The sequence below is a fragment of the Shouchella phoenicis genome (genome assembly GCF_047238345.1).
Taxonomy (GTDB): Bacteria; Bacillota; Bacilli; order Bacillales; family Bacillaceae_D; genus Shouchella.
This window is the reverse complement of the sequence record NZ_JBDFMQ010000001.1, coordinates 3,341,608-3,355,904: the sequence shown is the minus strand read 5'-3', so window position 1 is coordinate 3,355,904 and position 14,297 is coordinate 3,341,608. Positions and strand designations below refer to the sequence as shown.

Below are 14,297 nucleotides of genomic sequence, written 5' to 3'. Positions count from 1 at the left end.
GTATGAGGAAAGTGAACATGAGTAAGTTAATCCAAAAAATTATGAGAAATGGTTTTTTAAAAAAAGTAACTATGGTTGCAAGCGGGACAGCTATAGCACAGCTGATAGCAATACTTTCAACTCCAATTGTTGCTCGACTTTACGGACCTGAAATTATGGGTGTATTTGGGGCTTTTGTTGCTATGGCAAACATGTTGACAAAGGTGTCAGGTCTAACTTATCCAGTATCTATAGTGTTGCCAAAGAGAGATAACCATGCAAAATTATTAATACAAGGGTCATTGTGTATATCAATAATTATTGCGTTCATTTTACTACTTCTAATCATTTTTTTTAATGAACAAATCTCAAATCTGTTTAACTTACAAGAGATTCAATCATATTTATTTTTAATACCATTAATTGTAGTATTTTCAGTTATGTTACAAGTGTCAGAACAATGGTTAATTAGAGTACAAAAGTTTAAATTAACAGCCAAAGCCACAATATTAAAATCTTTAGTTGTTAACAGTTCAAAAGTAGGAATTGGATTATTTCATCCTGTAGCGATAGTTTTAATATTGTTAAATGTATTAAATGATGTCATACATACTTTAGTAATTATGAATGGGTTGAAGCCTAATATAAAGAAAAATCTAAAACTCAACAGGTTAAAATTCATAAAAATAAAGGTGTTACTGCTTAAATATAAGGACTTTCCTTTATATAGAGCACCACAAGAACTAATAAATGGAATATCAACTAATTTGCCGGTTCTTCTCTTAACTAGCTTTTTAGGACCTGTATATGCTGGGTATTATACAATAACAAGAACAGTCATGAAAGTACCAACTGAGCTATTAAGTAAATCAATTGGGGATGTTTTTTATCCTCATATAGTAATTACAGCAAAAAATAAAAAATCCATTTTTAAACCACTATTTAGGCTAACTTTAGGTTTATCAGTTTTAGGCATTGGAATATTTGGTGTAGTATTTGTCTTCGGTCCATCAATATTTAAATTAATCTTAGGTTCTGAATGGTTAGAGGCTGGATATTATGCACGTTGGTTATCAATTTGGTTTTTCTTTGTTTTTATTAATAGACCATCGACAAAAGCTATTCCCTTGTTAAAAATTCAAGGTCCTTTTTTAGTATATGAAATCATAAGTGGCATTCTAAGATTAGTTGCGATGACCCTAGGATTTATTATATACAACAATGGTTTAGTAGCCATAATTTTTCTGAGTTTAACCTCCGCTTTTATGAATCTTCTGTTGATAGTAATGACACATATATATGCAATGAAATTTGATAAAAATAATATGAAATACAGTAAGGAGACGTAAGCTTTGAAAATATTAGTTACTGGCGCAGCGGGATTTGTAGGTTCACATGTAATTAAGAAACTGGTCACAGATGGTTATAGTGTAATAGGAATAGACAATATTAATGATTACTATGATGTGTCTTTAAAGAATAATAGGTTAAAATTATTAATTGATGACAATTTCAATTTTCATAATATAGATATATCAGATAGTAGATCTGTAGAAGAATTGTTTAATACGAATGATATAAATGTTGTATTAAATTTAGCGGCACAAGCAGGTGTCCGTTATAGCATAGAAAATCCTCATGCATATATTCAATCTAATTTAGTTGGTTTTACAAATATATTGGAAGCTTGTAGACATAACGATGTTGAACATCTAATATACGCTTCCTCAAGTTCTGTTTACGGTGCCAACAAAAAGATGCCTTTTGCTACAACAGATGGTGTGAATCATCCAGTAAGTCTTTACGCTGCCACTAAAAAATCTAATGAACTTCTAGCACATACATATAGTCATTTGTATAATCTTCCTACAACAGGACTGCGTTTCTTTACTGTATACGGACCGTGGGGACGTCCTGATATGGCTTATTTTTCTTTTACAAAAAACATTATGGAAGGAAAGACGATTAAGGTTTTTAATAATGGTGAGATGATGCGTGATTTTACTTACATTGATGACATAGTTGAAGGCATTGTAAGATTAATAGACAAGAAACCTGAACCGTCGGTGGATTTTGACCATCATTATCCAGATCCAAGCTCAAGCCATGCACCATATAAAGTCTATAATATTGGTAATAATAAACCCGTGAAATTAATGGATTTTATACGAACCATTGAAAAACATGTGGGTAAAGAAGCTAAATTAGAATACTTGCCAATGCAACCAGGGGATGTTCAAGCAACTTATGCTGACATTGATGACTTGAAGGAAACAATTGGCTTTAGTCCTGATACAACAATTGATGAAGGTATTGGCAAGTTTGTTGATTGGTACAAGTCCTATTACTACTAGAATAAATAACTGTTTCAGAGAGACTTTTTAGATAAAGTCTCTCTTCTGTGTGTAATCAATTTAAAAGGGGTGTCTGTTTAATGAAAAAAATAGCTGTTGTTGGTACTGGATATGTTGGGCTGGTTACTGGGGTAGCTTTGTCAGAAGTAGGTCATTTTGTTAATTGTGTAGATGTTGATAAAAATAAGGTTAATAGCATGCTTAATGGAGTATCACCAATTTTTGAACCTGGTTTATCTGAGTTGATGGTGAAAAATATTAAAGAAGAGCGCCTCTCATTTACAACAGAACATCAAAAGGCATTCGAAGGCGCCGATGCAATTTATATTGCTGTTGGAACTCCTCAAAAAGAAGATGGTACAGCTGATTTGAGATTTATAGAGTCTGTTGCAACAAACATCGCAGACCATTTAAATAACTATGCTGTTATCGTTACAAAAAGTACTGTACCAGTTGGAACTAATGACTATATTAAGTCTTTTATAGAAGAAAGAACAGATACTCCTTTTGACGTTGTATCGAATCCAGAATTTCTTCGAGAAGGTTCTGCTGTTCAAGATACATTCCATGGAGATCGCATTGTCATAGGTGCTGACAGTCCAATTGCCGGTGACTTAATTGAAGAGATTAATAAACCTTTTGGAATCCCTGTATTCCGTACAGATATTCGAAGCGCAGAAATGATTAAATACGCCTCTAACGCGTTTCTTGCTACAAAAATTAGTTTCGTAAACGAGATTGCTAATCTTTGCGATAAGTTAGATGCAAATATTGATGATGTCGCGAAGGGTATGGGTCAAGATAAGCGTATAGGGGACAAGTTCTTAAATGCTGGTATTGGATACGGCGGTTCGTGTTTCCCTAAAGACACGAGCGCTCTTGTTCAAATTGCAGGGAATGTTGAACACGAATTCACACTGCTTAAAGCTGTTATTGAAGTGAATTATAAACAACAACGTTTATTAGTAGACAAAGCTAAAGAGTATTTTGGATCTCTTCGTGGTAAGACCATTGCGATGCTTGGACTAGCGTTCAAGCCGAATACCGATGATATGCGAGAAGCTGCGTCAATCATTCTTGCTCAGGAATTAGTTCTGGCAGGAGCAAATGTCGTAGGCTATGATCCAATCGCAATGAATAATGCAAAGAAAATTCTTCCTGAAGCAATAAACTATGCCGACAGTGCGTTAGAAGCGATTCATAATGCTGATGCAGCATTTATTGTTACAGAATGGGATGAGATTTGCTCTCTTACTACCGAGCAGTTTAAAGACAACTTGAAAGAAGCCGTTATTTTCGATGGGCGAAACTGTTTTAACATTGAAGAAATGAAAGAAGCAAAGCTGGATTACTTCTCTGTGGGGCGACCTGTTGTGAAACTAGAGAAAGAAATGGTTTAACTATTTATGACACACCTGTATGTTGATTAAAAACATGCAGGTGTTTTTAAGTGTGCTCAATCATGGGCTAGTATCTAAAGAGAAATTAGTTTGATAGAAATAAGATTTAGTACATGCATAAACCTTAAGACATATGGAGTGATCGGATATGGGAATGTTAGGCGGTTTTTTGATTTTCTTTGCAATAATCGGGTTATTAGTAGGTCTCGTATGGTTTTTATTAAGAATACTACTGAGAAAGCCTAATTGGAGCGGGTTACCTAAAAAGGTGAATTTAATATCCACCGCAGGTTTAATAGTGGGAATTTTGTTACTTTCCATCGGTGGAGATGACATTTTGGAAGATCAAAGGCAGGCAAACTTGGCTCAACAAGAGGAAAAATTGGCTAAGATGCAGGTGGAATTAGATGAGCAAGAGGAAGATTTAAAGAAACGCGAGCAAGAATTGGATGAGCGATTTAATTTAATCACGCAGGCAGAAGTAGATCAGGAACAAGAGTTGCAAGCACGAGAAGAAGACTTAGAAAAAAGAGAAACGGAAGCTGAAGACATTCTTCAGCAGAAAAAGGAACTGGACGAAAGGCAAGACGAATTAAGTAAAAAAGAAGAGTCACTTGCGTCAAAGGAAGATGAATTGTCAATAAAAGAAACAGCGTTAAATGAGCGTCAAGAGGAATTAGATGATGCCACAAGTGTGGAAGTTTCTAATAGTTCTGGCTCGAGTGCGAACACTGGCTCAAGTTCTCAAGGTCAAGGGTCTGCTTCTTCTTCAGAGGGTACTTCAGGGAGTGCATACTATAAGAATTGTAGTGAGGCTCGTGCAGCTGGAGCCGCGCCAGTTTATGAAGGAGACCCTGGATACGGTAAGCATCTTGACCGTGACGGTGATGGTATCGGCTGTGAATAGGTTAAGAATTATCGTAAATATAAACATAGAGCACTCAAATTCTATTAGCAGTAGTTAAAGATTAATAATAACTCATTTAAGGAGTAGACGGATATTCTACTCCTTTTAATGCGCAGGATTTACTCATCACTTTTATTTACTAAAATGATTGCTGTGTGAAGTGTTTTTTTGCAACTGATTATTTAATTACAACTAAACAAACAATGAAGTGAAAATGAATTTGAGCAGTGAATTTCATTTAAATGTCTAGCTACTGATGGTTGTTTCGTTCTCGCTAGTTACTTCTTCCCACAAGATAATCCAATGAGACCTCAAAATAATCTGCTATTTTTATCAGAGTTATTATATTAGGTTCATAATCTGCCTTTTCATACCTACGATATTGACGAATAGAAATTTCGAGATATTCTGCTAGTTGTTGCTGCGTATAATTTTGTTCTTCTCGCAATTGTTTTAAGCGACTTGCAAAGTAGTTCAAATAATCACCTCAGTATGTATTGACAAGACGTAAAGCGTCCTGTAATATTGAGTTTATTAAACGGACGGTTTGCGTCTTGTTTGTTGAAAAAACATAGTACTACTTTAGAAATTCACTTCTAAGAGTCTTTATCAATTACCTTCTCTCCCGCACATCACTTCTCCCAACAAGATAATCCAACAAGACAGTAAAATAATCTACAAGTTTAATTAGGCTTTCAAAGTCAGGGTAGCGCGACCCGGTCGCGTAATGCTGGGCGTTTCGCAAATTATGTAACCTTTACGTTTAAACATTTTTTAATTAATTCACGTAGTTACATTCAACTTTTCATTAGAAGGTATCTAATAACTATGTATTTTTCTATCTTCTTTCCCGCACGTCACTTCTACCAGCTAGGTAATCTAAAGACACCCCATAGAAATCAGCTAGAATTAGCAAACCCTCAAAATCTGGATAGCGGTCGCCTGATTCGTAGAAACGATACGCTCTTGGAGAAATGCCAAGTGCATCAGCAATTTCTTTCTGTGGTGTTTTATGCTCTTTTCTTAATTCTTTAACGCGAACTGAAAATAAATTGCTCATAAAAAAATCCTTTCATTCTTTATTGACAGGAACTTAAATTACCTATATATTGTAAATAGGTTCTTAAAGTACCTTTGGATGAGGTAAATAATCCTATGATTGGAGGGTGACAATGTCGAACATCTATTCAAGGTTGCTTCTTGCTGAAGTGCGTATGGAATTGTTGTTAGTTGCTCACATGCTCGAAGGGAACGACATGAACGAGTTGCTAGAGCACATCATGAAGACAGTCAATAAAATAGACGAAATGGATAAAGATATTCAGAAATGCTAACGTCCTATTATTTATACAAAACAGCAATAAGTGAAGTGATTATGTGAGTATCAAATTTTTAAACAGAATATTTATAATTTTAAATTATATTTGTGTCGAAAGTCAAAAACATTAGAAATCTTAGTTAAGTATAGCATCTCATTCGTCTTGTTTGAACATCTAGTTCATTATGAAAGCGTTTAACTAAAAGGGGAGGTGGTTGTATCTCTTACTATGTTCGTCTTTGTTTAGCGGAAATACGGTACGAACTTCTATCGCTTGGTTATGATTTGAAAATGGATGACGGTCTTGAGGATGCGGATTACCGCAGACAATTATTCAATGTGGTCGAAAAGGTGGAGGAGCTTGAGCGATCGTTTCGGCAGGCGAGATCTAATGGAGATCTGGATGAGATCGGAGGGGACTAAATGAGCGAGTTGTTGCTTGGGTTTTATGGGGATGATTTTACAGGCTCGACAGATGCAATGGAAGCGATGGCGCTACATGGACTGCGGACGTTGCTGTTTATTGAACCGCCAAAGCAGGAGGATTTAAGAGATTATGAGCATCTTCAGTGTGTTGGGATTGCAGGGACAAGTCGATCAATGGCGCCGAAGGCGATGAAAGAAGAAGTGAGCAAGGCGTTTCGAGCCTTGGAAGAGCTAGAACCTTTGCTTGTCCAGTATAAAATCTGCTCGACGGTGGATTCATCAAAGGTGCGAGGCAGTCTTGGTGTCGCGACTAAAGCTGGACGAGCGTTGTTTTCCAATCAGCGCATCCCATTTGTGGCAGCTTGTCCGCAGTTAGGACGCTATACCGTGTTTGGGCATCATTTTGCGAAGCAAGGGGATGAGGTGTATCGCTTGGATCGACATCCGACCATGTCTGTACATCCATCGACGCCAATGCAAGAGAGTGATCTGCGTGAGGTACTACGAGAGCAAAGTGAGGAAGACGTGACGCTTGTGAACGTGCTTGAACTAGAAGAAAAGACCGTCGCTGAAGGTACGCATGTAGCCGTGTTCGATACGGTCACGTTGGATGACCAAAAACAAGTTGCTAAACGGGTATTGGAACAAGCCTTTGAGCATGAAGGCAGTACGTTTGTCGTTGGTTCATCCGGGTTGAACTATGGCTGTGCGTCTTACTGGAAGGAGAAATGCTGGCATCGCTCGGTTGTACCAAATGGAAGTCGGTTAACGAACGTCACGCAAATCGCGGCAGTGTCTGGTAGTGCGTCGCCCTTAACGAAGAGACAGATTGAATATGCAGAAACGAATGGGTTTTGTTGTCTACACGTAACGTGGACGAATCGAGAAGATGTGTTGCAACAAGCCCATACAGCGTTAAGAGAGGGCAAAAGTGTGTTGCTTTATACAGCAAGAGGTAGCGGTGATCCTGCGATTGCGGCAATGAAACACGCGTTACAAGGAGAAGGGGTGACGGATACCGCACAAGCACTCGGGCTATTGCTCGGTGACTTATTAAAAGAACTCGTTGATACCCATCGTTTACAACGAGTTGCGGTAGCAGGTGGTGATACATCAGGCTTTGTCGTCCGCACCCTGGGCATTCATGCGCTCGAAGTGGAACAGCCGTTAGCTCCTGGTGCCCCGCTTTGCTTAGGCTATAAAAAAGACTCCAATGAAGCACCGTTTGAGATTGCGTTAAAAGGTGGTCAGCTTGGACGAGAATCCTTTTTCCTTGATGTGCTGCGAGGGCGTTGTGTTGATGACGCCTGAGAAACCGTTGCTACGAGATGTGGCGTATCAAGAAATTAAAGCGCGAATTCTAAAAGGAGAGCTGTATCCGACGCAAGTGTTGTCAGAGCGGTTTTTCATTGAGCTATTGGCGATGAGCAAAACGCCGATTAAGTCCGCATTGGCAAAGTTGGAATCCGAAGGATTTGTGACCGTCACATCCAATCAAGGCGTGATGATCCGTGATTTAACCGTCGAGCGAATTGTGCATATCTATGATTTACGTGTCGCGCTCGAATCGTATGTCGTCGAACGGATCAGCGGGAAGCTGTTGCGCGAGCATGTGGCAAAATTGGAAGCGAATCTACTTGAGTCACAGCGTGCAATTGAAGAGGGCGATGGCGAAGCTTTTACAGAAATTGACCATCAGTTCCACTTATTATTGTGTGAATGTTTTGGTAATAAAGAGATCTATCACATGCTGTTGCGCTATAATGCCCATCTTCAGCGAATCACGCTCAAACATTTACAGCAAGACATGACGAGAATGACCCATTTTCACAAGGAGCATGTGAACGTAGTGGATGCACTTATACGTGGGGATGGGCAGGCACGAAGGCTGATAGTGGCCCATTTAGAAGGGGCGAAGCGTCAGTTGTTTCTATAGAAAGGTGGAGAGTGAATGAAAGCCGTGATGGTAAAGGCACCATACGATGTGGTAATTGAAGAGGTGGACAAGCGGGCGTTGAAACGAGACGAGGTGCGCGTCCGGGTTTACGTAGCGGGGATTTGTGGGTCGGATGTGCATACGTACAAAGGGTTGCATCCGTTTCGTGTGCCTCCAGTGGTAATGGGGCATGAAGCAAGTGGTGTCGTCGTGGAATGTGGTGGCGATGTGGACACGGTAGACGTTGGCGAGCGGGTGACGGTGTTGCCGCAAAAAGGCTGTGGCGTGTGTGCCGACTGTGCGAGAGGACGATCCAATTTATGTGCGAAGCGAGAAGCGCCAGGCGTCGGCGAGTGGATGGGCTTGATGGTGGAAGAGATGATTGTGCCTGCCTGCTGTGTGTACAAGCTCCGTGATGGGATAAGCGATGAGGCTGGGGTGTTAGCCGAACCTCTTGCGGTGGCGGTGCATGCGGTGAAGAAAGCGAATCTTGGGATCGCTGGACGTGTGGCGATTTTAGGAGCAGGACCGATTGGTTTGCTGACGCTGGCGGTTGCACGGTATGTCGGGGTCGCACATGTCACGATTACCGATGTGCAAGCCGAGGCGTTAGTGCGGGCGCAGGTGCTCGGAGCGAATCAGGTAATTCAGCTTGGTGTGGACGAAGCGGCATGGGCGCAGCAGCAGGGCTTGTGTGATGCGGTTTTTGTCGCGGCAGGCGCGCCAGGTGTGGTGAACCAAAGCATGGATTTGCTGAAAAAAGGTGGACGGGCTGTGGCTGTGGCGATGTTTCCGGGGGAGCAGCCGCTGGATGTCGTGGCGCTCCAGCAAGGGGAGCGGGAGTTGGTTGGCTCGATGACGTATACGCCTGAAGATATGGACGTGGCGCTGACGATGCTGGCGCAAGGGGTCGTGCCGGTGGAAGCACTGGTGAGTCATGTGCTTCCGTATACGGAGGCGCGGGAGGCGTTTGCGCTTGTGCACGAAAAGCGGGACGGGGCAATGAAAGTGTTGCTGTCGTTTCGAGATGAAGGAGGGAAAGACGATGAAACAAGCAAGTTGGGTGATCGCTAGTGTGTTCGTGTTATCTGCGTGTGGCGGCGGAAGCGCGAGTGGTGGTGAGGTGACGCTGAGTCTCGGGCATATTGCCAATGAGAAAGATGCGTGGCATAAAGGGGCGATTCGGTTTGCGGAGCTGGTGGAGGAGAAAACGGATGGGAGCGTGACGGTGGACGTGTTTCCGAGTTCGCAACTAGGGAGCGACCGAGACTTGATTGAAGGGATGCAGCTCGGCACGGTGGATTTTGCGCTTGTTGCTGGGGTGTTGTCCAATTTTCACGAACCGTTTTCGATTTTGGAACTGCCGTATTTGTTCGAGGATGAAGCCCACTTGGAAAACGTCTTATATGGCGAGGTGGGTGATGGCTTAAAGGAAGAGCTGTTGGCGGAAACGGATGTCCGCGGACTGGAATTTTGGATGCGGGGTCCGCGGCAGTTAACGGCACATAAAGCGGTCGAGTCACCTGAGGCATTGTCGGGTTTGAAAATTCGGGTGCCGGAAATTCCAGCGTCGATCTCGGCTTGGGAAGAGATGGGCGCGGCGCCGACGGCAATGGCGTTTGGGGAAGTGTACTCCTCTTTGCAAACCGGAGTGATTGACGGGCAGGAGAACCCGCTGGCGCTGATTGAAAGCAACACGCTTCAGGAAGTGCAGGATTATTTGATGCTAACGAACCATGTATATGGCTATGTGATGCTGACAATGAGCGAGGCGACGTACCAGAAGCTATCGCCTGAACAGCAGGAGGCGGTCGAAGCGGCGGCGCAAGAAGCAACCGAGTATGAGAATGCGCTGGTGGCGGAGATGGAAGTCGAGCTCCTAGCAACGTTGGAAGAAGCAGGCATGACCGTGATTGAGCCAGATACGGAGCCGTTTAATGAGCTGGCGACGAGGGTGCACGGGACGTATGCGGAGCGGTACGGTCAAGACCTCTATGATGCGATTGTGGCGGCGGCTGATGAGTAGAGAGGAGGCGGAATGGGGATGCGAGCAGTGATTGGAGCGATTGATCAGGTGAATAAGGTCATTCGCTGGGTGATTGCGGGGATGCTGGCACTGTTGGCGGTACTAGTAATCGTGCAAATTGCGAGTCGGTTTGTGCTGCCGTTTTCCGTCCATTGGACGGATGAGGTGGCGCGCTACGCGATGATTTACGTGACGTTTGTTGGCGCGGCGCTTGCTTTGCGTCATGCCCGCTTGATTGCGATTGAGCTGTTGCCAGAAAGCTTGCCGTTTCGGGCGCGGACGGTGTTGAAACTGACGACACTGGTGCTGTCGATGGGGTTTTTCCTCGTCTTGATTGTGCAAGGCTGGGCTATGGTCGGCTCGGTTGCTGGGCAAACGTCAGCGGCGGCGCAGTTTTCCATGGGCATTCCATATGCGGCGATTCCAATTGGGGCGATGCTGTTGTTCATGAATAGCGTGGCGCTGTTTTTAGAACTGGTGCTGGCGCTTCGAGCAGGGGAGGAGGCGAGCTAAATGGCGGTTGTGTTACTGGTTGGGTTGCTGTTGTTTTTTGCGATGGGTGTGCCGATTGCAATTGCTCTTGGCTTGTCGTCTGCGATTGCCTTGTTATGGGATGGGAACTTACCCTTAATTATTTTGGTGCAGCGGTTCTTTACCTCGATTGACTCCTTTCCGCTCCTGGCGATTCCGCTGTTTATTTTAGCCGGGACGATTATGGAAGTAGGCGGCTTGTCTCAGCGTCTCGTCAACTTTGCCAATGCGATTACAGGGCACTTGCCTGGTGGCTTAGGGTTGGTCATGGTGGTGACGTCGTTGTTTTTCTCGGCGATCTCTGGCTCAGGGGCGGCGACTGCGGCGGCGGTTGGGAGCATCTTGATTCCGTCGATGATTGCCCGAGGCTACCATAAGCGGTTTGCGGCGGCGTTACAGTCGGCATCAGGGGAGCTTGGGATTATTTTACCGCCGAGCATCCCAATTATCTTGTACGGGGTGACAACGGGAACGTCGATCGGCGCGCTGTTTTTAGCAGGGGTCATTCCGGGACTGCTGATCGCGGCAGGGTTGATGATTGCGGTGTACGGGATTGCGAAGAAGCGGGGCTACAAGCGGGAAAAGCGGGCAACGGCGAAAGAATTCTGGACCGCGTTTCGTGAAGCAGGGTTGGCGCTTGTAATGCCTGTGATTATTTTAGGCGGGATTTACCTTGGCTTCTTTACGGCAACGGAAGCGGCAGGGGTTGCGGTCTTGTATGCGTTTATCGTCGGTTTCTTTATCTATCGAGAGATTAAGTGGCAGAAGATCCAAGACTTGCTGGCGTCGTCCGCGATTACGACTTCGGTGATTTTATTTATTATTTCCAGCGCAGGGTTGTTTGCGTGGATCATTACCCGAGAAGGGATTCCGCAACAAATTGCCGGCATGTTTATGGAGATTTCCGACAATCCAATCGTGTTTTTGATGATTGTGAATGTGTTCCTGATTGCGGTGGGGATGTTTATGGAAGCGAATGCGTTGATCATTATTTTGGCGCCGTTGTTAACGCCTGTGGCGATGGAGCTTGGGGTTGATCCGGTTCAGTTTGGCTTAATTATGATTATTAACTTGGCGATTGGCTTATGTACACCGCCAGTAGGGGTGAATCTATTTATCTCGGCGCAGATTGCAGGCATACGAATTGATGAGATCACCCTTGGGATGATTCCGTTTTATCTGGTGTTGGTAACGAGCTTAGTGCTGGTGACCTATTTTCCATTTTTCACAACGTGGTTGCCAAGTCTATTACTGTAAAGGAGTGTTGATACGTGAATCAAGCGCTTAGGGAGATGGGCAAAGCCTTAGCGAAAGCCCGCTATGTATATGCGTCTGCTGGCAATGTCAGTATGCGTCATGAAGGAGAAACGATGTTGATTACGGCGAGCGGCAGTGATTTGGCGAGTCTTCAGCTCGATGATGTGGGGATTTGTTCGTTTGATGGAAAGTGGAGCGGGAGGCGAAGGCCGTCAAAAGAGTGGCGGATGCACGGGGTGTGCTATGAGACTTGGGCAGACGTTGGTGCGGTCATTCATGCGACACCGTTTTATACGACGTGGCTCGGCTGTATGAAGGAGCAAGAGGACTTGTCTGGTCTGTTTGTAGAGGCGATGTATTATTTACGGCGGATTGAGCGGGTGCCGTATCTTGATCCAGGGTCGGTAGAACTGGCGGAAGCGGTTGGGGAAGCGATCAAAAAAGGGACTATTCTCTTGCTGGAAAATCATGGTGTGTTAATTGCGGAAACAAGCTTAAAGGCAGCATGGGCGGCGCTTGAGACATTGGAAATGGCGGCAAAAATGGTCGTGCTGGCGCAGGTATCAGGTGCAACGATGAATCATGTGGATGAAGCGAGGCAAGAAGCGTTTTTGCGGTCGGAACGCTACAAGCCTGCTCACTCGCTTCACCAACAGATGGAAGGAGGACGCTAATGTGGAACGGGTGTATGCAACCTACCTTGTGGAAACGCCATATTCTCTTACCCATGCCGCCGCGGCCATAGCAGGGGAACAATCAACCGGGACGTTTACCGCTGTGCCTGGGGAAACGCGGGCGGTAAAGGAACAGCATCGGGCGCATGTGATCAGCATCGAGTCGTTGGAAAGCATGGAAACGCCGTCGCTTGAAACGTCGGTAAGAGGCGAGCGCTACCAACGGGGGCGGGTGACGTTGTCGTTCCCATTCCATAATATCGGCGCGTCAATTCCGCAACTTATGGCAACGGTAGCGGGAAACTTGTACGAACTGCGGGAGCTGACTGGCTTGCGTCTAGAGAAGCTGGTGCTGTCGCCTTCGTTTTATGAGGCGTATCAAGGCCCGCAGTTTGGCGTTGCGGGGACAAGAGCGGCGGCAGGTGTGGCGAGTGGACCGATCATTGGCACGATTATCAAACCGAGTGTGGGCTTGCGGGAGGACGGCTTGCGAACGGTGGTGCGGGAATTGGCAGAAGCGGAAATCGACTTTATTAAAGATGATGAGCTAACGGCGAATCCCCCATACTTGCCTCTTGAGGAGCGGGTGCGGATTGTGATGGACGAGCTGAACCGGGTGGCGGAAGTGACAGGAAAGCGACCGCTGTATGCATGCAACATTACCGGGGATGTGGACGAGATGGAAGCGAACTATGAAGCGGTGGTGCGTGGAGGCGGGAACGGCGTGATGGTGAGCGTGAACAGTGTCGGGTTCGCAGGCCTCGCGAAATTGCGCTCGTACGCGACACTGCCGATTCACGGCCATCGCAATCAATGGGGGATGCTGACGCGCCATCCGTTGCTGGGCATGAGCTTCGACGTCTATCAAACGTTGGTGCGCCTAGCTGGAGCGGATCAGCTGCATTGCAACGGGATCGACAGCAAATTTTACGAAGCGAATGAGTCGGTGGCGCGCTCCATTGCGGCATGCTTGCAGGAAGAAGATGGGCCACGTCCGCTGATGCCGGTGCTGTCGTCGGGGCAGTGGGCAGGAAGTGCGGTGAAGACGTATCAACTGGCGAGGGCGACGGACGTGATGCATCTGGCCGGGGGCGGGATTCTGGCGCACCCGAGCGGAACGAAGGCCGGGGTGCGGAGCATGCGGCAAGGCTGGGAGGCGGCGGTGAAGGGCGTGGCGCTGGCTGAGTACTGGGAGGCGCACGGGGAGTTGCGGGAGGCGATCGAGGCGTTTGAGGGTCATGATGGACAAAGAACTATTTGACTTCCTTCATGAATGTAAAAACGACATCAATAAACGGTTTGATCGTCTTGAATCGGAAATGAAGGAACTCAAGAAAGAGTTGCGATAAAAGTAGCTATTAAAGCGCTAGAAAAACGAGTAGAGGACTTAGAGAAACGCATCGATCATTAGCGACAGATGTTTATGTTACTAAAGAAATAGAAAAGATTTCTGGCTTGTGTCGACGTTGACACAAGTTTTTTTGTAAAT

General features: G+C 45.0%; 15 protein-coding genes. 13 read left to right on the top strand and 2 right to left on the bottom strand.

From position 1 onward, the window contains the following. The first annotated feature begins 17 nt into the window (after nucleotides 1–17). The 4 genes from ABC361_RS17965 (at nucleotide 18) to ABC361_RS17950 (ending at nucleotide 4,640) form a co-directional block, all read left to right on the top strand. Complete coding sequence (locus ABC361_RS17965; protein ID WP_413075219.1) at nucleotides 18–1,328, top strand: lipopolysaccharide biosynthesis protein; 1,311 nt, start codon at nucleotides 18–20, stop codon at nucleotides 1,326–1,328. 3 nt (nucleotides 1,329–1,331) lie between these two features. Beyond that, the gene (locus ABC361_RS17960; protein WP_413075218.1) at nucleotides 1,332–2,333 is read left to right on the top strand and encodes an NAD-dependent epimerase; all 1,002 of its coding nucleotides are present in this window, start codon (nucleotides 1,332–1,334) and stop codon (nucleotides 2,331–2,333) included. Between the two features lie 80 nt (nucleotides 2,334–2,413). After that, entirely contained in the window at nucleotides 2,414–3,733 is a 1,320-nt protein-coding gene (locus ABC361_RS17955) for a UDP-glucose dehydrogenase family protein (RefSeq protein WP_413075217.1), read from the top strand. A 148-nt stretch (nucleotides 3,734–3,881) separates the two neighbouring features. Next, nucleotides 3,882–4,640 (top strand): excalibur calcium-binding domain-containing protein, encoded by a 759-nt coding sequence (locus tag ABC361_RS17950; RefSeq protein ID WP_413075216.1) that lies wholly within the window; start codon nucleotides 3,882–3,884, stop codon nucleotides 4,638–4,640. A gap of 274 nt (nucleotides 4,641–4,914) precedes the next feature. Here the strand turns inward: ABC361_RS17950 and ABC361_RS17945 are convergent, their stop codons facing one another. Further along, entirely contained in the window at nucleotides 4,915–5,118 is a 204-nt protein-coding gene (locus ABC361_RS17945; protein WP_413075215.1) for a helix-turn-helix domain-containing protein, read from the bottom strand. A 360-nt stretch (nucleotides 5,119–5,478) separates the two neighbouring features. Beyond that, nucleotides 5,479–5,700 carry a helix-turn-helix domain-containing protein gene (locus ABC361_RS17940; RefSeq protein WP_413075214.1) on the bottom strand — a complete coding sequence of 74 codons (222 nt, stop codon included), beginning with the start codon at nucleotides 5,698–5,700 and terminating at the stop codon, nucleotides 5,479–5,481. Nucleotides 5,701–5,812: 112 nt separating this feature from the next. Between ABC361_RS17940 and ABC361_RS17935 the strand changes: the two genes are divergently transcribed. From ABC361_RS17935 to ABC361_RS17895, 9 genes are all read left to right on the top strand, one after another. Further along, the gene (locus ABC361_RS17935; protein ID WP_413075213.1) at nucleotides 5,813–5,974 is read left to right on the top strand and encodes a hypothetical protein; all 162 of its coding nucleotides are present in this window, start codon (nucleotides 5,813–5,815) and stop codon (nucleotides 5,972–5,974) included. Between the two features lie 407 nt (nucleotides 5,975–6,381). Then, complete coding sequence (locus tag ABC361_RS17930) at nucleotides 6,382–7,695, top strand: four-carbon acid sugar kinase family protein (protein WP_413075212.1); 1,314 nt, start codon at nucleotides 6,382–6,384, stop codon at nucleotides 7,693–7,695. Beyond that, a complete protein-coding gene (locus ABC361_RS17925; RefSeq protein ID WP_413075211.1) occupies nucleotides 7,685–8,320 on the top strand; it encodes a GntR family transcriptional regulator in 636 nt (211 codons plus the stop codon). Before ABC361_RS17930 ends, ABC361_RS17925 begins: the two co-directional genes overlap by 11 nt. Nucleotides 8,321–8,335: 15 nt before the next feature. Beyond that, nucleotides 8,336–9,394: a zinc-dependent alcohol dehydrogenase gene (locus tag ABC361_RS17920; RefSeq protein ID WP_413075210.1), complete on the top strand. Its 1,059-nt coding sequence runs from the start codon at nucleotides 8,336–8,338 to the stop codon at nucleotides 9,392–9,394. Further along, complete coding sequence (locus ABC361_RS17915) at nucleotides 9,366–10,346, top strand: TRAP transporter substrate-binding protein (protein ID WP_413075209.1); 981 nt, start codon at nucleotides 9,366–9,368, stop codon at nucleotides 10,344–10,346. The genes ABC361_RS17920 and ABC361_RS17915 overlap by 29 nt, the downstream gene beginning before the upstream one ends. An 18-nt stretch (nucleotides 10,347–10,364) precedes the next feature. Continuing rightward, complete coding sequence (locus ABC361_RS17910; RefSeq protein ID WP_413075208.1) at nucleotides 10,365–10,859, top strand: TRAP transporter small permease; 495 nt, start codon at nucleotides 10,365–10,367, stop codon at nucleotides 10,857–10,859. Next, nucleotides 10,860–12,134 carry a TRAP transporter large permease gene (locus tag ABC361_RS17905; RefSeq protein WP_413075207.1) on the top strand — a complete coding sequence of 425 codons (1,275 nt, stop codon included), beginning with the start codon at nucleotides 10,860–10,862 and terminating at the stop codon, nucleotides 12,132–12,134. It begins immediately after the preceding gene. 14 nt (nucleotides 12,135–12,148) lie between these two features. Continuing rightward, on the top strand, nucleotides 12,149–12,808 hold the full coding sequence (locus ABC361_RS17900; RefSeq protein WP_413075206.1) for a class II aldolase/adducin family protein: 660 nt from the start codon (nucleotides 12,149–12,151) through the stop codon (nucleotides 12,806–12,808). Nucleotide 12,809: 1 nt separating this feature from the next. Next, nucleotides 12,810–14,069, top strand: coding sequence for a ribulose-bisphosphate carboxylase large subunit family protein (locus ABC361_RS17895; protein WP_413075205.1), 1,260 nt, complete (start codon nucleotides 12,810–12,812; stop codon nucleotides 14,067–14,069). Nucleotides 14,070–14,297: the final 228 nt, after the last annotated feature.

Bases quoted from the DNA above. Each gene is read 5' to 3' on its own strand.
- ABC361_RS17965 (WP_413075219.1), top strand. From the start codon at position 18: ATGAGTAAGTTAATCCAAAAAATTATGAGAAATGGTTTTTTAAAAAAA.
- ABC361_RS17955 (WP_413075217.1), top strand. From the start codon at position 2,414: ATGAAAAAAATAGCTGTTGTTGGTACTGGATATGTTGGGCTGGTTACT.
- ABC361_RS17950 (WP_413075216.1), top strand. From the start codon at position 3,882: ATGGGAATGTTAGGCGGTTTTTTGATTTTCTTTGCAATAATCGGGTTA.
- ABC361_RS17940 (WP_413075214.1), bottom strand. From the start codon at position 5,700: ATGAGCAATTTATTTTCAGTTCGCGTTAAAGAATTAAGAAAAGAGCAT.
- ABC361_RS17935 (WP_413075213.1), top strand. From the start codon at position 5,813: ATGTCGAACATCTATTCAAGGTTGCTTCTTGCTGAAGTGCGTATGGAA.
- ABC361_RS17930 (WP_413075212.1), top strand. From the start codon at position 6,382: ATGAGCGAGTTGTTGCTTGGGTTTTATGGGGATGATTTTACAGGCTCG.
- ABC361_RS17925 (WP_413075211.1), top strand. From the start codon at position 7,685: ATGACGCCTGAGAAACCGTTGCTACGAGATGTGGCGTATCAAGAAATT.
- ABC361_RS17920 (WP_413075210.1), top strand. From the start codon at position 8,336: ATGAAAGCCGTGATGGTAAAGGCACCATACGATGTGGTAATTGAAGAG.
- ABC361_RS17915 (WP_413075209.1), top strand. From the start codon at position 9,366: ATGAAACAAGCAAGTTGGGTGATCGCTAGTGTGTTCGTGTTATCTGCG.
- ABC361_RS17910 (WP_413075208.1), top strand. From the start codon at position 10,365: ATGCGAGCAGTGATTGGAGCGATTGATCAGGTGAATAAGGTCATTCGC.
- ABC361_RS17905 (WP_413075207.1), top strand. From the start codon at position 10,860: ATGGCGGTTGTGTTACTGGTTGGGTTGCTGTTGTTTTTTGCGATGGGT.